Origin of the sequence: Arthrobacter antibioticus (genome assembly GCF_030063205.1) — a bacterium.
GTDB lineage: Bacteria > Actinomycetota > Actinomycetes > Actinomycetales > Micrococcaceae > Specibacter.
This window is the reverse complement of sequence record NZ_JASISQ010000010.1, coordinates 22357-41045: the sequence shown is the minus strand read 5'-3', so window position 1 is coordinate 41045 and position 18689 is coordinate 22357. Positions and strand designations below refer to the sequence as shown.

Sequence of the window (18689 nt, the reverse complement as noted above, 5' to 3'; positions counted from 1 at the left end):
TCTTAGTTGCCCCCATCGGTAGAAATGACAGCGCCCTCCACCGGGACCCCGCCCACATAGGTGCGCGGGACTCGCTGACTGACCCGGGTCACGATCTCATAGTTGATTGTTCCGGCAGCCGCCGCCCACTGCTCAACTAAAGGTCCGCCGTCGTTCCCGTTGCCAAACAGTACTGCCGTGGCACCCAACGCAGAACCGTCAATAGCAGCACCGCCAAACCCTTCGCGAGCTGTGGACCCTAGGTCAATGACCATCTGGTCCATGGCGATACGCCCCACCACCGGGTACGTGATTCCATTGACGCGAACAGGCCCGCCCGTGGCGATGCGCGGCACACCATCGGCATAACCAAGGGGTACCAAGCCCAACGTGGTGGCCTCCGTTGTTTTATAGTTCAAACCGTAGGAGACACCTTGGTTGGCGCAAACATCCTTGCACAAGGCAATCTGAGACTGCAAGGTCATGGCCGGCACCAAGCCCAGCTGTGCGGAGGTTTGGTCTGCGAACGGGGAAAGACCGTAAATGCCAAGCCCCACCCGGACCATGTCAAAGTGTGTGTCTGGCCGGGAAAGAGTGGCGGGGGTGTTCGCGATATGGCGCACCGTCAACTGCGCACCGGCCTGTTCCGCAATGGCTACCGCCTCACGGAAACGTTCTAGCTGCTCGTCAGTTTCAGGGCGCTGGGGTTCATCGGCCACGGCCAAGTGGCTGAACACGCCAACCACCTTCAACAATCCCTGGTTTTGGTACTCCACAGCAGTGGCAAGAAGTGCCGGCCAGTCGTTGCGGGAACAACCATTGCGGCCCAAACCCGTATCAATCTTCAGATGCACCCTGGCCGGATGTTCCAGGGCGCGGGCCGCGGCAGCAATGTGCTCAATTTCCCATCCGGAACAACCCAAATCGATATCATGCGCTACCGCAGCCGTGAAATCGGTTGCTGGTGTGTGTAACCAGGCAAGCACCGGCACCTCAACGCCTGCTGTGCGCAGGGCCAAAGCCTCGGAGACGTGGGCCGTGCCCAACCACTGCGCCCCGGCAGCCACTGCCGTGCGGGCCACTTGGACCATCCCGTGCCCGTAGGCGTCCGCTTTGACAACGGCCATCAGTTTGGCTGGGGCGGCGATGGAACGCAGGTGACGGATATTATTGGCGATCGCGGACAGGTCAATGATGGCTTGCCGTTCAAGACCGTAATTGGGTGCAGGAACCGGCGTAACGAGGGAGCTCACATACCCATTTTAGGCCTCTTTTGTCTTCTTTTCTTTTCGTTGCCTTTCTGTGCTGCCACGCTGGGTTGCTTTGCATCGTTTCGCCTCGCTGAGGACTTTCTCCACGTGCCGGCCGCAATGTCGGAATAGGACGTTGCGCAGGGCTCGTTTAAAGCTGATTCAAGGCGGACCGTCCGGGCCCGGTGCAGGAAGACGAGTATAGTATTTTCAGTCGCTGCACGAGCGGGCGTCTGCGTGCAACTGCTGTAATTTGCAATTGACAATTACTGTTAAACCGAACCAACCACGGGACGTCAGGAGGACTTTGTGCATCAGATCCGACGCGTGGCCATGCTTTCACTGCATACCTCCCCGCTTGAGCAACCAGGCGGCGGCGATGCGGGGGGCATGAACGTTTATGTTCGTCATTTGGCGCTGGAACTAGCCGCTACCGGCGTGGCCGTGGATATCTACACTCGACGTACAGCCGCCACGCAGCCAGACACCGTTGAGCTGGCTCCCCAAGTTTACGTTCACCACATCACAGCTGGCCCCTTTACAAAGGTGGCCAAAGAAGCTCTCCCAGAGCTCATCACGGAGATGGCCGACGCCGTTGCTGACCATGTGACTTCCCTCAGCGGGGAAGCCGTGCGTGTTATCCACTCACACTATTGGGTTTCAGGGATGGCCGGGATTCTGGTGGCCAAGCGGCTGGATCTGCCACTCGTGCACACCATGCACACCATGGCCCGTGTGAAAAATGATCACCTTCAGCCCGGCCAGAGCGCTGAACCGGGAATCCGCGAAGATGGTGAGCAGCAGATCGTCGCAGCGGCTACACGTTTGATCGCGAATACCACAGCCGAGGCAGCCGAACTTGAAAGTCACTACGACGGCTGCGAGCAGCGGATCGATGTGGTTTCCCCTGGGGTCGATCTAAAGATTTTTAAGCCCGCCTTCCGGGACCGCTCCCGAATGAAGCTGCGCATTGCCCCCGAGCGCTTCCACATAGTATTTGCCGGACGCCTACAGCGACTCAAGGGCCCGCACGTCCTTGTCAAAGCGGCAACTATTTTGCGAACCGAACGTCCCGACATTGATCTTGAGCTTACTTTCCTTGGGGCCAGCAGCGGCAATGACAAATACGATCTCACCGCGATGATTGCCGACGCCGGTTTATCTGCCTTCGCAACCGTGCACCCGCCAGTCGAGGCCGCCATCCTTGCCGATTGGTACCGCAGTGCCGATGTTGTCACAGTGCCTTCCTCCAGCGAGTCCTTTGGACTGGTTGCGTTGGAGGCCCAGGCTTGTGGCACACCTGTCATAGCCACCAGCGTTGGCGGCCTACCGCGAGCTGTCAGCGACGGGCGCACAGGACTATTGGTTGCCAATCGTTCAGCAAAATTGTGGGCCGAAGCCATCGCCTCTCTTCATGATTTCGGTGAGACACGGGCGGATATGGGCCGGGCGGCGTCGGTGTTTGCTGAAGCCTACGGCTGGGAAAAAACGGCAGCCCAAACAATCCTCAGCTATGACCTGGCCTTGAAATACCAGCACATTCCCGTACCCGGCTGCTGATTTCCCGACTCTTGTGCACTGGGCGCGGCTCTGGGGGTCCTGCTGCACTGGGCGCCGCTCTGACGAGTCCTGCTGCCCACTCCTGCTCTGCTCAGCCGCAGGTTGGGCCGCATTTCCGGCGATATCGCTACCCTTTTGACTAGTCTTTACCTTTTCTTGTGGTCTGGGCCACACTTTTTCTCCGCTAGTGGCTAACGTGTTTCTGGTGGTCGCACCGGCTGATCATGCACCCATTGTGAACTCGGGTCCCCTGCCGGATGACCATGTTGCAACCGGCGGGCAACGACGCCCGGCGGAGATCCTGTTGAAAGGTTCACAGCCACATGAAACGAACGGGAAGAACTCTCTTTCGAAGCCCTGGACTACGGAAAGCCGTTGCCGTCTGTGCGGGCTTACCACTGCTTCTGGTCACAGTGGGCGCATTGCCAGCCTCGGCCAACCCGAGCGGGCAGAGCATAACCAGCCTTACCCAAGCAAACGTTGATCCACTGCTCTACCAAGCTGGCCGCTACATTGTGGTCCTTGCCGAGCAGCCCATCGCCATGTATGAAGGCGGTACGGCAGGATTGGCGCCCACCAAACCACAGGCTGGGCAAAAGCTCGATGCCACACGGCCAGAGGTGCAGCAATATCAAGCCCACCTAGAGAACAAACAGGCCACGGTGGCCAAGACCGAAAACGTTAAAGTAAAGCGCACGTTTACTGCAGCGCTCAATGGTTTCTCCGCGGACCTTTCAGCGGAACAGGCTTTGGCACTTGCTAAGGATCCGGCCGTTCTGACTGTGGCTCCGGATACTGAGAATGCCCCCGACTACTCCAGCACTGACTTCCTGGGCCTTAGTGGCCCAGATGGAAGTTGGAACACCTCCTTTGGCGGCGTAGACAAAGCTGGCGAAGGCGTGGTTGTCGGTGTCATCGATACCGGTTACACACCCTCAAGCCCGTTCTTCGCAGGTGATGAGGTCAAGCCGTTGACAGGCGAGCCGCAAGTCGGTGTGCCCTACCGCACTGATGATGGCCAGATCGCCATGCTCAAGGCCAATGGCGATACGTTCACCGGCGAATGCCAGGTGGGCCAAGAAACGGGAGCCGATTTTGATGGCTCCGCGTGCAACTCCAAAGTACTCAGCGCGCACTACTTTGCCGATGATTTCATCAAATATGTGACACCTGAAAATCGCGCACCCCAAGAAGTGCTCTCCCCCGTTGACGTCGCCAGCCACGGTACGCACACGGCCAGCACCGCTGCAGGTAACGCCGACATCCGCGCCACCATTGGTGACCGCGACATGGGCATCACCGGCGGGGTGGCTCCGGGCGCCAAGCTGTCGGTGTACAAGATCTGCTGGGAGGACAATGATCCTGCCACTGGAGGCTGCTATTCATCCTCCGCTGTTGCGGCCATCAACCAGGCCATCCTGGACGGTGTTGACGTACTTAACTATTCCATTTCAGGAAGTACCACAACAACTACAGACCCCGTCTCACTGGCTTTTCTTTCTGCCACCTCAGCGGGGATCTTCGTTGCCGCCTCAGCCGGTAACTCGGGACCCACAGCAGGGACAGTCAACCATGGTGCCCCGTGGGTAACCACTGTTGCGGCATCCTCCTTCTCCTCCGAGCTCCAAGGCACGGCGGAGTTCTCTGACGGCACCAAATTCCGTGGTGCCAGCATGATGGCGCAGAGCTTGCCGGAGAGTCCAGTGACTCTAGCCGTTACGGCTGCCGCTGCTGGTGCAGCCAACCCTGAACTGTGCGGGCCCGACTCCTTGGACAGCGCCAAAGTTGCCGGCAAAGTTGTGGTCTGTGACCGTGGAGTGATTGACCGCACAGCTAAGAGTGCCGAAGTTAAGCGTGCCGGTGGCGTGGGAATGATCCTGGCCAACGTCACTGCTTCTTCTGAGGATGTGGATCTGCACGCAGTACCCACAGTCCATGTGAACCCACCTGCAACCCAGATCATCAAGGATAAGGTCATCGCAAACCCAGATATTCTGGTTGCTTTGGTGGACAAGGACACAACGGGTCTACCTGTTGAGCCGCAGCCTCAAATTGCTGGTTTCTCTTCCCGCGGGCCGTTGGGTGCCACGGGTTCAGATCTGCTCAAACCAGACGTTGCCGCCCCTGGCGTGGCCGTATTGGCCGGGGTTTCACCCATTGCTACCGGTGGCGCCCAGTTTGGCATGATGTCCGGAACCTCTATGGCCTCTCCTCATGTTGCCGGTTTCGCCGCATTGTTGATGGCCGTGAACCCGAGCTGGTCTCCTGCAACAGTGAAGTCCGCCATGATGACAACGGCCACTGACGTGGTCAATGCAGACGGCAGCAAGAACACTGACGTGTTTGCCACAGGCGCGGGCCAGACAGCCGTAGTCAAGGCGCTCACACCCGGACTGGCGTACGACGCCGGTGACACCGAATACTTGAAGTTCATTCAGGGAACCGGAATGGATCTGGGTATACCGGGGCTGGGCAGTACCGCGCCGCGCGACATGAACGTGGCATCCTTTGCCGTGGGTGCGCTGGCCGGAAAAGTTACTCTCACGCGCACAGTCACAGCCCTGAAACCGGGCCTGTACCGTGCCACGGCCAACGTGCCAGGCGTCAATGTCAAGGTCACACCCTCGATACTGAATTTCGCCGCAGCTGGCGATCAGCGCACTTTCAAGGTCACCTTTGAAAACGCCTCAGCAGCAATGGGCGCCTTTGCCATGGGCAGCGTATCCTGGCAGGGTGCCGGCGCTACCGTCACCTCGCCTGTTGCTGTACGCCCCATGCCCGTCCTTGTAGCTCCGGAGGTTGCTTTTACCTCCAAAAAGGGCAAAGGCAGTGGTGATATCCCGGTAATTTCAGGCACCAACTCACCGGTAAATATGACGTTGGATGGGCTGTCAAAGGCCGATTCAAGCGCCATTAAACTGGTTCCGGGTCCGCTCGTCGTGGGCACTGACAAGTCCAACTTCATGAAGGAAGTGACCGTTCCGGAGGGGACAAAGCTGGCGAAATTCCAAGTGATTTCTTCAGACCCCAACGCCGATTTTGACATGATCGTGTTCAACCCGGAAGGTGTCTTTAGCGACGTGCGGACTGGTTCCTCCAGTGAAACGCTCTCACTGACGAACCCCGCACCGGGAACTTACACCGTCCTGGCCAACCTGTATTCCAGCACCGGAGACGGCGCCGTTGCAGCAACAGTTGACGCAGCCGTGCTTGGCGCCAACTTCGGCAACGCCTCGGTGTCACCGAACCCGCTGGTACTGGCCAACGGCAAGTCCGGCAATGTGAAGTTGAGCTGGAAGGGACTGAAGCCTGGCTCTTACTTGGGCCGTGTTTCTTTCGGTGACACAGGCACCGAGACCTTTGTTTCCGTCATTGTTTCCCCCAAGGGCGCCGCAGTAGCCCCGAATAAGGAGGGCCCCCACAAGGGCAAGCCGATCAAGGACAAGAAGGCGCTGTCGTTGTTCCCTGACACCGCGCCCGTAACGGATCTAAAGCAGTAGGTTCCTTCCGCACACCCGGATCCACCGCACGACGGCGGCCATCCAGCAAGTCTGGATGGCCGCCGTCGTGCGGTGCCCACCTGCCGGGCCAATACAAACGCGAGCCCTTAGATGGCTCCCGTGCCACCCGCTAGCGCACCGAACAGGGGAGCCAGTGCCGCCCAACTGGCGATCTCACAGCCGTCGGTGCGCTTGAAGGTGGCATTCACTTTCTTACCGTGAAACCAGCCGGTCACTACAGCAATTTCCGGGCCACCGTACTGCTGTGTGCAGGCGCGTGTTGGGTCCGGGACAGGGAAAAACAATTTCTCACCTTGTGCTTCCACTGCGGCGAGCGCGGCCGTGGAGTCCGGCAAGGTGGAATCGGCAGCAGGGGTGGGACCGTTGGCCACGAGGCGGAAATGGCGCGGGGCCGCCCCGGGAGCTTCAGTGAGAGCAATGGACAGATCAACGTCACCCGCCGCTATGGAACTACCCGTGGCACTGGAACTACCCGGCGCGGACGGCTCAGCGCTCGTAGCAGGCGTGCCCGTGGCCGGCGCAGTGCCAGTGGGGGCTTTGCCGGGCTGCCCCTGCGGGGCCTGTTGGGCGCACCCCGCTATCATTGCTAGGGCTGTGATGAGTAGGGCCACAACGGCAAGCCGTGAATAACCGGGTACCTTAGGGGTCTTACACTTCCGCGTCTCGATCTTCCGCGTCAGATGCTGCTGTTTGGACATGACGACCGCTTCCATGAGTTTCTGCCATGCTAACGCACGCACCTGTTGATCTACTGGCAACCAGCCAGTTCATACTGATGTCACAACCGGCTTTGCTTCACGCCTCTGGGCTATGGCACCGTTACTCTTGATCTACCTGTTCGCCCAGCGCTGGGAAATATCCGGCGGCATGAGAGGATCCAACAAATTATGTCTCGCATTTCCTCAGATCCCACGTGGTGGCGCCAAGCCGCCGTCTACCAGATCTACCCGCGCAGCTTTGCCGACTCCGACGGCGACGGAATCGGTGATCTGCCCGGTGTCACCTCGCGTATGGCTTACCTCTCGGCACTGGGTATCGATGCCATATGGCTCAGCCCGTTCTACCCCTCGGCACTTGCCGACGGCGGGTACGACGTCGATGACTACCGAAACGTTGACCCGCGTCTGGGGACTTTGGCGGATTTCGATGACATGGTGACAGCGGCGCACACTGCCGGTATCAAGATCATTGTTGACGTGGTGCCTAACCACTCCTCCAACCGGCACGAATGGTTCCAAGCTGCTTTAGCTTCCGCCCCGGGTTCCCCCGAGCGCACCCGGTACCACTTCTTCGACGGTTTGGGTGAGAATGGCGAGCTTCCACCGTCCGATTGGCCCTCCCACTTTGGCGGTCCGGCATGGACTCGCATAGTGGAAACTGCCGGTCCCAATGCCGGGTCACTGGGCCAGTGGTACCTGCACTTGTTCGCCACCGAACAACCCGATTTTAATTGGGATCATCCCGAAGTACGCGAGGATTTCCACACCACGCTGCGCTTCTGGTCGGACCGCGGCGTTGACGGTTTCCGCATCGATGTGGCGCACGCACTGGTCAAGGACATGTCCCTTCCGCTACGTTCCAAGCCGCTGTTGGAGATCTTGGTTGATGACGGTACCGATCCCATCTTTGACCGTGATGAGGTGCATGAGGTCTTCGCGGGTTGGCGTTCGGTGCTCAACGAATACGATCCGCCCAAGGCTGCCGTTGCTGAAGCGTGGGTACCGTTTACCGAGCGGCGTCTGAAGTACGCCCAACCCTCCGGTCTGGGACAGGCTTTCAACTTTGATTTGCTGCAGGCGCCTTTTGCTGCCGTGAAATTCCGTACCATAGCGCAGAGATGTCTGCTGGAGGCTGAAGCTTCCGGAGCATCCTCGACCTGGGTTTTTTCAAACCACGATGTGGTTCGTCACCCTTCACGCTACGCACTGCCCGACGGGAGCACTCATGCCGATCTTGAGGCGTGGCTGCTGGCCGACGGCGCGTCCCCAGAATTGGATTCTGCGCGGGGTTTGCGCCGGGCCAGGGCTGCAACGTTGTTCATGCTGGGCCTGCCGGGCTCGGCCTACCTGTACCAGGGTGAGGAGCTGGGCCTCTTTGAAGTGGCTGATCTGCCGGCTTCTTCGTTGCAGGACCCCACGTGGTTCCGCACCTTAAACACTGTCAAGGGTCGCGACGGCTGCCGGGTACCACTGCCATGGTCCGATTCGGAAGACAACTTTGGTTTTGGTGGCCGCCCGTGGCTTCCGCAACCGGACTGGTTCGCTGACTTTGCTGCCTCGGTGCAGGACGGTACCGCAGGTTCCACCCTTGAGATGTATCGCAGTGCCCTGAAAATACGCCGCGAATTGCAATCTGAAGAGTCCCTGGAATGGCTCAGTGAACCGGCAGCCGCGGTGGTGCACTACCGCCGCCCGAATGGTTGGGAGGTTATAACCAACTTTGGTGACGCACCCGCGGAGCTGCCTTTCGGTGTTGACCATTCCCAGGTGGTCCTGAGCTCCGGTGAACTACATGTGGGCAGCATAGGAGCAGAAACAACGCTGTGGGTCGCCCCCTAGTACCGACGCTCGCTCACTCCACGTCGGGTTTCAGCGGACGCTCGCTCACTCCACGTCGGGTTTCAGCGGACGCTCGCTCACTCGCCGTCGCTCCATAAGCGACGGCGAGTAGGTGGTCCCCCTGCTGTGGATAACTTCAGGCGCCCGCGCCGTATGTGAGCCACACTTGTTCCATGAACTCCAACGATGCGTTCAGTGTCCCATCGGTTCCGTTCACCCGCGCTGAAGCCATGACGCAAGGACTTTCGGCGGGTCAGCTCAGGAATACGCACATCACAAACGTGGGCCGTGGCCTGTACCGGCCGAAGGACTGGGATTTTGAGCTCAGCAGCGCAGCTCGTGCCCTGTGCGTGGTGACTCCGGAGGCCTGGATCTCGCACACCACAGCTGCAAGGTTGCATGAAATGGTTCTTCCACCGTGGTGTTCGGGCTCTGATCAGCTGCATTTGAGTAAGCCTAGAAAACTGCCCGGAGCGCGTCGCAAAGGAATCATCGGTCATACCGTGGTTGCTTTTCCCGGTGAAGTGGAGACTCATGGAGATCTGCGAATCAGCGGTAGGGCCCGTACGTGGCTTGATCTTGCGCACATCCTAAACCTTGACGATCTGGTGTGCACCGGGGATCAGCTGATTCGCATTCCGCGGCCGGAGTTTGAGGATCGGGAGACTCCCTACTCCACTCTTGTGGCGCTTCGGGAGTTAGTGGGCCGGCACAGGAATTTACAGGGCGTAGTTCGTGCGCGGGCAGCCCTTGAACTGATGCGTGTGGGAGCTGATTCGGCTCCCGAAACACTCCTTCGTTTGGCCATGCTCGACGCCGGACTGCCGGAGCCTGATCTGCAAGTCACCCTCTGGCCACGGCCAGGGGCACCTTGTGCAGACGCTGGCTACCGAAGTCGGCGCATAGCCCTCCAATACGATGGAGTTCATCACCTGGATGAGCTACAGCGGCAAAGTGATAGACGCCGGGATAAAGCATTCGAAGCCGCTGGCTGGACGGTCTTAGTATTCACTCAGGCAGATTTGGCAGATAGCTTTCAAGATGCCGTCCGCGTGATCAAGAACGTGTTGCGGCATGCCAAGGTAGATCCCAGGGTTTCCTCCGGGTTCGCTACAGGTAGCTAAAATCGTCCCAAACCACACAGCCTAAAGCAGAACCCTCCCTCAGCAATTAACTGCTCCCCGAAAGTTGGATTGAATATTTCAGTCCAACTTTCGGGGAGCAGTTCAGTGAAGGAGCGTTCTGCTTTTTACGACGTGGAGTGAGCGAGCGTCACAATAAACACGACGTGGAGTGAGCGAGCGTCGGGGTTAGAGGTCGCCCCGGATAAATGCTTCAACCTTCTCGTGGGCGATGTCGTCCGCGTACTGCTCCGGCGGGGACTTCATGAAATAGCTCGAGGCTGAGAGGATGGGGCCACCAATGCCGCGGTCAAGGGCGATTTTTGCCGCACGGATGGCGTCAATGATCACTCCAGCTGAGTTGGGTGAATCCCATACTTCAAGCTTGTATTCCAGCGACACGGGAGCGTCGCCAAAGTTGCGGCCTTCCAGACGGACAAAAGCCCATTTCCTGTCATCAAGCCAGGCAACGTAGTCAGATGGCCCGATGTGGACGTCGTCCTCGCTCAGCACTGCTGAGGTGTTGGAGGTGACGGCTTGAGTTTTGGAGATCTTCTTGGATTCAAGCCGCTCACGCTCAAGCATGTTCTTGAAGTCCATGTTTCCACCAACGTTAAGCTGGTAGGTGCGGTCAAGAACCACACCGCGGTCTTCAAAAAGTTTGGCCATGACACGGTGCGTGATGGTGGCACCGATCTGGCTCTTAATGTCATCTCCCACAATCGGAACGCCGGCGGCAGTGAACTTATCAGCCCACTCTTTGGTGCCTGCGATGAAAACGGGCAGGGCGTTGACGAAGCCTACACCGGCGTCGATGGCGCACTGTGCATAGAATTTCGCTGCGGCATCTGAGCCAACCGGTAGGTAGCAAACCATGACGTCAACATTGGCTGCCTTCAGTGTTGCCACAACGTCAACCGGATCGGCGTCAGATTCAACAATGGTCTCGCGGTAGTACTTGCCAAGACCGTCAAGGGTGGTGCCGCGAAGCACCGGAACGCCCAAGTTGGGGACGTCGGCCAGCTTGATGGTGTTGTTCTCGCTGGCGCCAATGGCATCCGAGAGATCCAGCCCAACCTTCTTGCTATCAACATCGAATGCTGCAACAAACTGCACATCATTGACGTGGTATTGGCCAAAATTAACATGCATCAGGCCAGGAACCTTGACGCTGGGATCAGCATCTTGGTAGTACTGGACTCCCTGCACCAAAGATGAGGCACAGTTTCCCACGCCTACGACGGCAACCCGAATAGGATGATTGGACACGGAACTCCTTCATAAAAACTCACACGGGTCCGGCTCTCACTTTGCGGTGATGGGTCGACGCACGCCTTTACGTTTTACGTAGAGACACGACGCACGGCTGTTCGACCGGACCTGGCGCCCCAACGGCGCCCTTAACCATTCTTGTAAACTGACCCTGTTCCGAATTTATTCCTCCGGCGCAGGAAAATCTCTTGCTTTTATCAAAGACCGTTGTTACTCATGTGGGCCCCCAACTACTTCTGTGCCCACTTGTTTATCCCAGATTCGACGGCGTACTCATCGATGGAGCGCAGCTCGGCTTCACTAAATTCCAGGTTTCTGATAGCGGCAACGTTGTTTTCCAGCTGCGCAACGCTCGAGGCGCCCACCAAAGCTGAGGCGACGGGGCTCGCATTGCTTTGTTCCCGAAGTATCCATGCAATGGCCATCTGCGCCAAGGACTGTCCACGGGTGGATGCCAGCTCGTTGAGAGCTCGCACACGCCCCATCTTTTCCTCGGTGAGGTCATTTTCGTGCAGGAAGCGTTCCTTCGCCGCCCGCGAATCTGCCGGCACACCATTGAGGTAGCGGTCGGTCAACATGCCCTGCGCCAACGGGGAGAACGCTATGGAACCTGCCCCAACGGCGTCGAGCGTCTGGAAAAGGTTTGGTTCCCCTTCCTCAGTCCAGCGGTTCAGCATGGAGTATGAGGGCTGGTGAATGAGCAGCGGCGTACCCATTTCTTTGAGAATCCGGGCGGCTTCAAGCGTCTGAGCTGGCGTGTATGAGGAGATGCCCGCATACAAGGCCTTACCGGAGCGCACTGCGTGGTCCAGAGCACCCATGGTTTCCTCCATGGGCGTCTCCGGATCGGGCCGGTGGCTGTAAAAAATGTCAACATAGTCAAGACCCATGCGGGTGAGCGAATCGTCAAGACTGTTCAGGAGGTTCTTGCGTGAGCCCCACTCACCATAGGGACCGGGCCACATGTAGTAACCGGCCTTGGTGGAAATGACGAGTTCGTTGCGGTGTGAACGGAAGTCGTCCTTGTAATGGCGGCCAAAGTTAGTTTCCGCTGAGCCGTCAGGCGGGCCGTAGTTGTTGGCCAAGTCAAAGTGCGTAACGCCCAAATCAAAGGCTCGACGAAGGATGGCCCGCTGCACTTCGAACGGCTTGTCATCACCAAAGTTGTGCCACAGTCCTAGCGAAATGGCTGGCAATTTCAGCCCGCTGCGGCCAACTCTGCGGTAAGGCATGGTTTCATAACGGTTTTCTGCGGCGTGAAAGGTCATAGCTACTATCTTGCCACTGATTTGTTGTGACCTGCGTCCCGCTCCTGTCATACCGCCGCAGCTAAGATGCGCCAACTCCGGACGCAGGCTCGGCATCGCGTTGATTACTGCACAGTTGATTACTGCACAGGCGAGCAGAGGCGTCCCCACACCGCTGGAATCTTCGTTGCAAGCATCCCTGCATTCAGGGGCTGTAGTTGTTGCCCTCGCGCAGACGCTTCGGCAGCCAAACCAGTTCCTACGCAAGCAAGGTCTGCGGGGGCCACCTCCAAGGAGGCCAGCTCACCGTGCAGCGCGGTGGCCAGCGCAGCAGTCCGGGCCAATTCACCTATTCCGGCGCCCATGGCTAGCAGGGCAACAAGTATCCCTGCCAGCGTATCGCCGCTTCCAGCCGTTGCTAGCCGCGGTGTGCCGTTGGACTGCGTAAAAACTTTCCCGTCAGGTTGGGCCACAACCGTGGTTGGCCCTTTCAATAGCACAACAGCGCCAAACATCACCGCCGCCCTACGTGCCGCGGCCAAGGGTGCCGCCTCAATGGCACTTCGTTTCAGAGCAACACCGTGTCGAGCAAGGAGGGTTGCAAGTTCACCCGCGTGCGGGGTCAGCACTAGATGGGAGTTTTCATCACCATGGGCAGGCTTCACAAGCTCCAACGCCGCAGCATCAACCACCACGGGGATACCGCTCTCACCGCCGGCCAGTATGGCCTCAGATGCCCGCTCAAGCTGCGCCGGATCCCCATCAATACCTGATCCGGCAAGCCATGCCTGCACACGCACGTTCCGTGGGGACTCCTGCGAACATACGGCTTCAGGATTGCGTACATGCAGTGCCGCTGCCACGTGTTCAGGCCCAAGGTAGCTCACCATTCCGGGCCCGCACGCTGACGCGGCGGCCACAGCCAACAGAGCCGCCCCTGGGTACTGCACGGATCCGGCCACTATGCCTGCAACCCCTCGGGTATATTTTTGATCAGCTCCCGCTGGGCGCGGTAGCAATGCAGCCAAGTCGCTAAGCACAAGTCTGAACAAGTCAGCTTCGTAGAGGTGCTCCTGGAGGCCCAAATCAATCAGGACGAGTGTTCCGCAGGCTTGCTCCCCGGGGGAGGCCAGCAGCCCTGTCTTGTGGGCACCAAAGGTGATGGTGCGATCCGCCCGCAGCACTGGGGCGAATACTTCCCCCGTGGTTGCGTCCACTCCACTGGGCAGATCGCATGCCACAACTAAGGGCCTGTTTTGGGCCGCAAGTTTGTTTAACTCCGCAACCACCCCTGCCGCCGGCTCCCGGAGCCCGCCCCGTCCACCTGTGCCGAGCAGGCCGTCAATAATGACGTCGGAAGCTTTAGCTTCAGGGAGGAAGTCCGCCACCACGCGAACACAGAAACCGCCAGCCTGCTCAAAAGCAGCCAACGCTTCAGGGTGGGTGTGAGCATCGGTTAGCAACGCCGTCGTCCGCGCTCCACGGGCCGCTAAATAAGCGCCAGCGTAAAGAGCATCCCCGCCATTGTTACCGGAACCAATCAAGAGCGCCGCCTTGGCTCCGTACACACCTTGGCCGCGGTCACGCAGACTCGCAACTACTCCCATGGCGAGCCCATGCGCCGCCTTTCGCATAAGTTCGGGGCCACTCCCGGCAGCCAAAAGCGGCTGTTCGGCGGCACGAACAGCCGCAGCTGTGTAGGCGCTGAGCATGTCAGCTCTCGGCGATGACCATGGCGGTGGCAATACCGCCGTCGTGGCTCATGGACAAATGCCAACTTTTGATGCCTTTGGCCTTGGCAACGGCAGCCACTGTGCCCTTGACATTGATGGTGGGACCGTGTTCGTCAAGGCCGATCCAGCAGTCCTGCCAGTTCATCCCGGCAGGGGCACCCAAAGCTTTCGCTACGGACTCCTTTGCAGCGAATCTTGCCGCCAGCGACTGTGTGTTTAGGCCACGTTCTGCAGGAACAAACAATCGTTCGAGCAGCCCAGGAGTCCGCTCCATCTGACGACCAAACCGCTCAATGTCAACTACGTCCACGCCAATGCCAATAATCATGACCCCAGCCTATCCCTACCCGCTCCTACGGCTCATCTTGAACAAACCAGCAATTCACAGCCGGTTATTCAACGGTGACCGACTTGGCTAGGTTGCGGGGCTGGTCCACGTCGTAGCCCTTCGCCGTTGCCAGTGCCAACGCAAAGATCTGTAAGGGAACAGTGGTCAGCAAAGGAGCAAGGAGGGGGCTCGTTTCCGGAATGTAGAACACGTGCTCGGCATGTTCGCGTACGGATTCGTCGCCTTCCTCCGCAATCACGATGGTTTTGGCTCCGCGGGCACGAACCTCTTGAATATTGGAAACAACCTTCGCGTGAAGGGAATCCCGGCCACGGGGTGAAGGGACAACAACAATGACGGCTTGCCCTTCTTCAATCAAGGCGATGGGGCCGTGCTTAAGTTCCCCAGCCGCAAATCCTTCGGCATGAATGTAAGCCAGTTCCTTCAGCTTCAAGGCACCTTCCATGGCGACGGGGTACCCAACGTGACGGCCAAGAAATAGCACCGTGCGGGTATCCGCCATGCTGCGGGCAAGTTCCTTGATTTGCTCAGCGTTGGCCAACACCGTGGCGATTTTGGCCGGCGTCTTGGCCAGCTCAGCCAAAATATCCTTGATTTGCCCCTGGAAGAGGTTCCCACGCAGTTGTGCCAAATAAAGTCCCAGCAGATACGCTGCGGCCAGCTGCGCCAAGAACGCCTTGGTGGAAGCCACGGCGATTTCGGGTCCGGCATGCGTGTACAGAACGGCATCCGACTCTCGCGGAATGGTCGATCCATTGGTATTGCAGATGGCAATCGTCTTGGCGCCCTGCTCGCGGGCGTAGCGCACAGCCATCAGGGTATCCATCGTCTCCCCGGACTGCGAGAGCGAAACAATCAGCGTACGTTCATCCACAATGGGGTCCCGGTACCTAAACTCGTGCGAGAGTTCCACTTCCGTTGGGATCCTGCACCAGTGCTCAATGGCGTACCGCGCCACCTGTCCAGCGTAGGCAGAGGTGCCGCAAGCCAGCACAATAATACGATTAATTGTTTTTAGCACAGCCGGGTCAATGCGCAGCTCGTCAAGTGTCAGATTACCCGCCAAGTCTGAGCGGCCCAGGAGAGTTTGCGCAACAGCGGCTGGCTGGTCGTTAATTTCCTTTTCCATAAAGGAGGGGTAGCCATCCTTTTCGGCGGCGGCAGCATCCCAGTCAACCAGGTATTCATGGCCCTCCGCGGGGGCACCGTAAAAATCGGTGATCACAACATCCTCGGCCGTGATGGTGACAACCTGGTCCTGCCCCAGCTCTACAGCTCTTCGGGTGTAGTCAATGAATCCTGATACATCCGATCCCAGGAAGTTCTCTCCCTCACCCAGTCCAACAACAAGGGGGGAATTGCGCCGCGCTGCTACAACTACTCCCGGTACTTCTGCGTGGGTGGCCACCAACGTGAATGCACCTTCAAGCTGCTGGGCTGCCATTTGCATGGCCTTGGAAAGGCGTGCAGCCCCGTGTCCGTCGGCTTTTACGCTCTCACTACCCTCTAGGCTCCTGTAGGCCTCCGCCAGTACCGTGGCAGCAACTTCAGAATCGGTTTGAGATGCAAAGCTGTGTCCGCGCCTGAGCAAATCAGCCTTGAGGATCGAGTAGTTTTCAATAATTCCATTGTGGACCACCGCTAGGGCGCCACCGTCAACTACGTGCGGGTGGGCGTTGGCATCAGTGGGGGCACCATGCGTGGCCCAACGGGTGTGACCTATCCCCGTGGTTGCCGCGGGAAGCGGGTTTCGCTCAAGCTCGTCGAGGAGGTTCACTAGCTTGCCGCTCTTCTTGCGCATCTCTATGCCGGCGGCACCTGCCACGGCAACACCTGCGGAATCGTAACCCCTGTATTCCAAACGACGCAGTCCCTCAACCAAAACCTCAAGGGCGCGGTGATTGACTGACAAACCTGTTCCTTGAGCCGGGGCGGTACCGGCGTATCCCACAATTCCACACATGAAAATCAATCATAAACCCCAATCCACTTGCAGGACGTTCTACATCCAATTGCGCAGTAGCGTTGAAAAAGAGCCAGCACTTCTCCCGCATCGCACCACTAGCGTTTCCCTCCCCGCCCCAAACAAGGCAGAATTGAAATTGTGACAGCGCATAGAACCGAGCCCGGCAACAGCGTCAGCGCCTCTCCTTTTGTTGAATTGGACCGCCAGACGTGGTCCCGTCTTGCCAACAAGATTGAACAACCCTTGGATGAAGATGACGTCTATCGCCTGCGAGGACTGGGCGATCAGCTGAATATGCGCGAAATCTACGATGTTTATTTGCCACTCTCACGCCTTCTGAATCTTTACGTTGGTGCTGCCGCCCACCTCCACAATGCAACCACCACCTTCTTGGGTGAACACGGTTCCCGCACCCCTTTTGTCATTGGAGTGGCGGGTTCAGTAGCTGTGGGGAAATCCACAACCGCACGTGTGTTGCGTGAAATGCTCTGCCGCTGGCCTGATACCCCCAATGTGGAACTCGTCACAACCGACGGCTTCCTGTATCCAAATGCAGATCTTGAACGCCGCGGGCTCATGGGCCGGAAGGGCTTCCCGGAATCCTATGACCGCCGCGGGCTGCTGCGCTTCGTCAGTGCAGTCAAGAGCGGCGCCGAAGAAGTACGCGCCCCCATGTACTCACACCTCACTTATGACATCCTGCCTGACAAAGAGGTTGTGGTCCGGCGCCCTGACGTCCTCATCGTGGAGGGCCTGAACGTGTTGGCTGCCGCCCGCCCTCGCAGCGACGGACGGTCAGGTCTGGCGGTCAGTGACTTTTTCGACTTTTCCATCTACGTCGATGCCAAAACCAGCCACATCGAACAGTGGTACGTTGAGCGCTTCCGTTCGCTGCGCACTGGGGCATTCGCCGATCCAGAATCCTATTTTCGCCGTTACGCGGATTTATCCGATGCCGAAGCTACTGCCACGGCTTCCCAGATTTGGAAAAATATCAACGAGCCCAACCTGCTACAAAATGTGCTTCCCACCCGGGGCCGGGCTCAACTGGTGCTCACCAAGGATGCTGACCACTCCATTCGCCGCATGCTGCTAAGGAAGGTCTAGTGCCAGTTGTTGGCTTTCACCAAGCCCGGCGGCCCAGGCAAACCCCGGCAGCCAAACTCCGACGAGAGTTCTCGTGGCCACGCCCTGGCGGTATCGCCGTCTCCATAGCCGGAGCGTCCCTGATATTCTCAGGCGCCCTTGTTTTGGCACCTGTGGTTGAGTCCGCTCCCGTCCCTGTTGCCGCAGTATCGCAGCCAGGCACGACGCCGGGCACCTCCCTCGCGGCCACCGAGCCTTCGCCTGTTGGCCAGGAACCGGCCAGCACGCCCACACCTGGTGAGAAGGGAACGTTCTCGGCGTCAGGTAACTCCGCGGCCCCCATCCCGGCCCCCACGGCTCCCCCAGTGGCGGGAGCCGGAGCAGACGGACCCATCCAGGGCCTCTTTGCCGCTGGCAATGGATCCCCCAGCGACGCCACGCTTTGGGACATCCAGAATCCCAACAGCCCTCTAGTTTTGGTCAACAAACAGCATCTTTTGGCGCCCGTGGATTATGCACCAACGGATTTGGTAACTCCTGCGGTCCGCTCTGGTTCAGGGGAACCCATCCTTGTTCGTGCCGAAGCAGCAAGCGCAATTGAACGGATGTTTACAGCGGCGGCGGCGGAAGGAATCAATATCACTGTTAAGAGCAGCTACCGCTCGTTCCAGACACAAGTCGCTGTCTACAGCGGCTATGTGGCAAGCAAAGGCGAAAGCGCGGCGGACTCCACCTCTGCACGGCCCGGCTATTCTGAACACCAAACAGGCCTTGCCATTGACATCGGTGATGCCGATGCCGGCACCACTTGTGACTTTAACCCTTGTTTCGCAACTACCCCTGCAGGGCAGTGGGTAGCAGCTAACGCAAGTGAATACGGTTTCACAGTTCGCTATGTTGCCGGGCACGAAACTACAACGGGTTACTTAGCCGAACCGTGGCACCTGCGTTACCTGGGCAGGTCCGTGACAACAGATATGAACAAGCACAATATTCATAGCTATGAGGACTACTTGGGCCTTCCCGGAGCACCAGGGTATAAATAAG

General features: G+C 58.6%; 13 protein-coding genes. 6 read left to right on the top strand and 7 right to left on the bottom strand.

Annotation, left to right across the window (positions count from 1 at the left end; genetic code table 11):
* Positions 1-2: 2 nt before the first annotated feature.
* Positions 3-1232 (bottom strand): alanine racemase, encoded by a 1230-nt coding sequence (gene alr, locus QMG40_RS16385; protein ID WP_283532192.1) that lies wholly within the window; start codon positions 1230-1232, stop codon positions 3-5.
* Between the two features lie 306 nt (positions 1233-1538).
* On the opposite strand from alr, the gene QMG40_RS16380 reads away from it, so the two are divergent.
* Positions 1539-2789 carry a glycosyltransferase gene (locus tag QMG40_RS16380; RefSeq protein WP_283532190.1) on the top strand — a complete coding sequence of 417 codons (1251 nt, stop codon included), beginning with the start codon at positions 1539-1541 and terminating at the stop codon, positions 2787-2789.
* A gap of 323 nt (positions 2790-3112) precedes the next feature.
* Complete coding sequence (locus QMG40_RS16375) at positions 3113-6289, top strand: S8 family peptidase (protein ID WP_283532189.1); 3177 nt, start codon at positions 3113-3115, stop codon at positions 6287-6289.
* 107 nt (positions 6290-6396) lie between these two features.
* Here QMG40_RS16375 and QMG40_RS17320 read toward each other — a convergent pair whose 3' ends face one another.
* A complete protein-coding gene (locus QMG40_RS17320) occupies positions 6397-7008 on the bottom strand; it encodes a serine protease inhibitor (RefSeq protein ID WP_343318395.1) in 612 nt (203 codons plus the stop codon).
* 189 nt (positions 7009-7197) lie between these two features.
* Between QMG40_RS17320 and QMG40_RS16365 the strand changes: the two genes are divergently transcribed.
* Positions 7198-8868, top strand: a complete 1671-nt coding sequence (locus QMG40_RS16365) for a glycoside hydrolase family 13 protein (protein WP_283532188.1) — start codon at positions 7198-7200, stop codon at positions 8866-8868.
* A 173-nt stretch (positions 8869-9041) separates the two neighbouring features.
* Complete coding sequence (locus QMG40_RS16360) at positions 9042-9992, top strand: DUF559 domain-containing protein (RefSeq protein WP_283532186.1); 951 nt, start codon at positions 9042-9044, stop codon at positions 9990-9992.
* Between the two features lie 186 nt (positions 9993-10178).
* Here the strand turns inward: QMG40_RS16360 and QMG40_RS16355 are convergent, their stop codons facing one another.
* The 5 genes from QMG40_RS16355 to glmS all read right to left on the bottom strand — a co-directional run bounded on the left by QMG40_RS16355 (position 10179) and on the right by glmS (position 16553).
* The gene (locus QMG40_RS16355) at positions 10179-11258 is read right to left on the bottom strand and encodes an inositol-3-phosphate synthase (RefSeq protein ID WP_283532185.1); all 1080 of its coding nucleotides are present in this window, start codon (positions 11256-11258) and stop codon (positions 10179-10181) included.
* A 233-nt stretch (positions 11259-11491) separates the two neighbouring features.
* Positions 11492-12529, bottom strand: coding sequence for an L-glyceraldehyde 3-phosphate reductase (gene mgrA, locus QMG40_RS16350; RefSeq protein ID WP_283532184.1), 1038 nt, complete (start codon positions 12527-12529; stop codon positions 11492-11494).
* 119 nt (positions 12530-12648) lie between these two features.
* Positions 12649-14220: an NAD(P)H-hydrate epimerase gene (locus QMG40_RS16345; RefSeq protein ID WP_283532183.1), complete on the bottom strand. Its 1572-nt coding sequence runs from the start codon at positions 14218-14220 to the stop codon at positions 12649-12651.
* 1 nt (position 14221) lies between these two features.
* Positions 14222-14569, bottom strand: a complete 348-nt coding sequence (locus QMG40_RS16340) for a holo-ACP synthase (protein WP_283532182.1) — start codon at positions 14567-14569, stop codon at positions 14222-14224.
* Positions 14570-14633: 64 nt separating this feature from the next.
* Positions 14634-16553, bottom strand: a complete 1920-nt coding sequence (gene glmS, locus QMG40_RS16335; protein ID WP_283532181.1) for a glutamine--fructose-6-phosphate transaminase (isomerizing) — start codon at positions 16551-16553, stop codon at positions 14634-14636.
* Between the two features lie 138 nt (positions 16554-16691).
* On the opposite strand from glmS, the gene coaA reads away from it, so the two are divergent.
* Positions 16692-17663 (top strand): type I pantothenate kinase, encoded by a 972-nt coding sequence (gene coaA, locus QMG40_RS16330; RefSeq protein WP_459253032.1) that lies wholly within the window; start codon positions 16692-16694, stop codon positions 17661-17663.
* The gene (locus QMG40_RS16325) at positions 17663-18688 is read left to right on the top strand and encodes a M15 family metallopeptidase (protein ID WP_283532178.1); all 1026 of its coding nucleotides are present in this window, start codon (positions 17663-17665) and stop codon (positions 18686-18688) included. The genes coaA and QMG40_RS16325 overlap by 1 nt, the downstream gene beginning before the upstream one ends.
* Position 18689 lies beyond the last annotated feature (1 nt).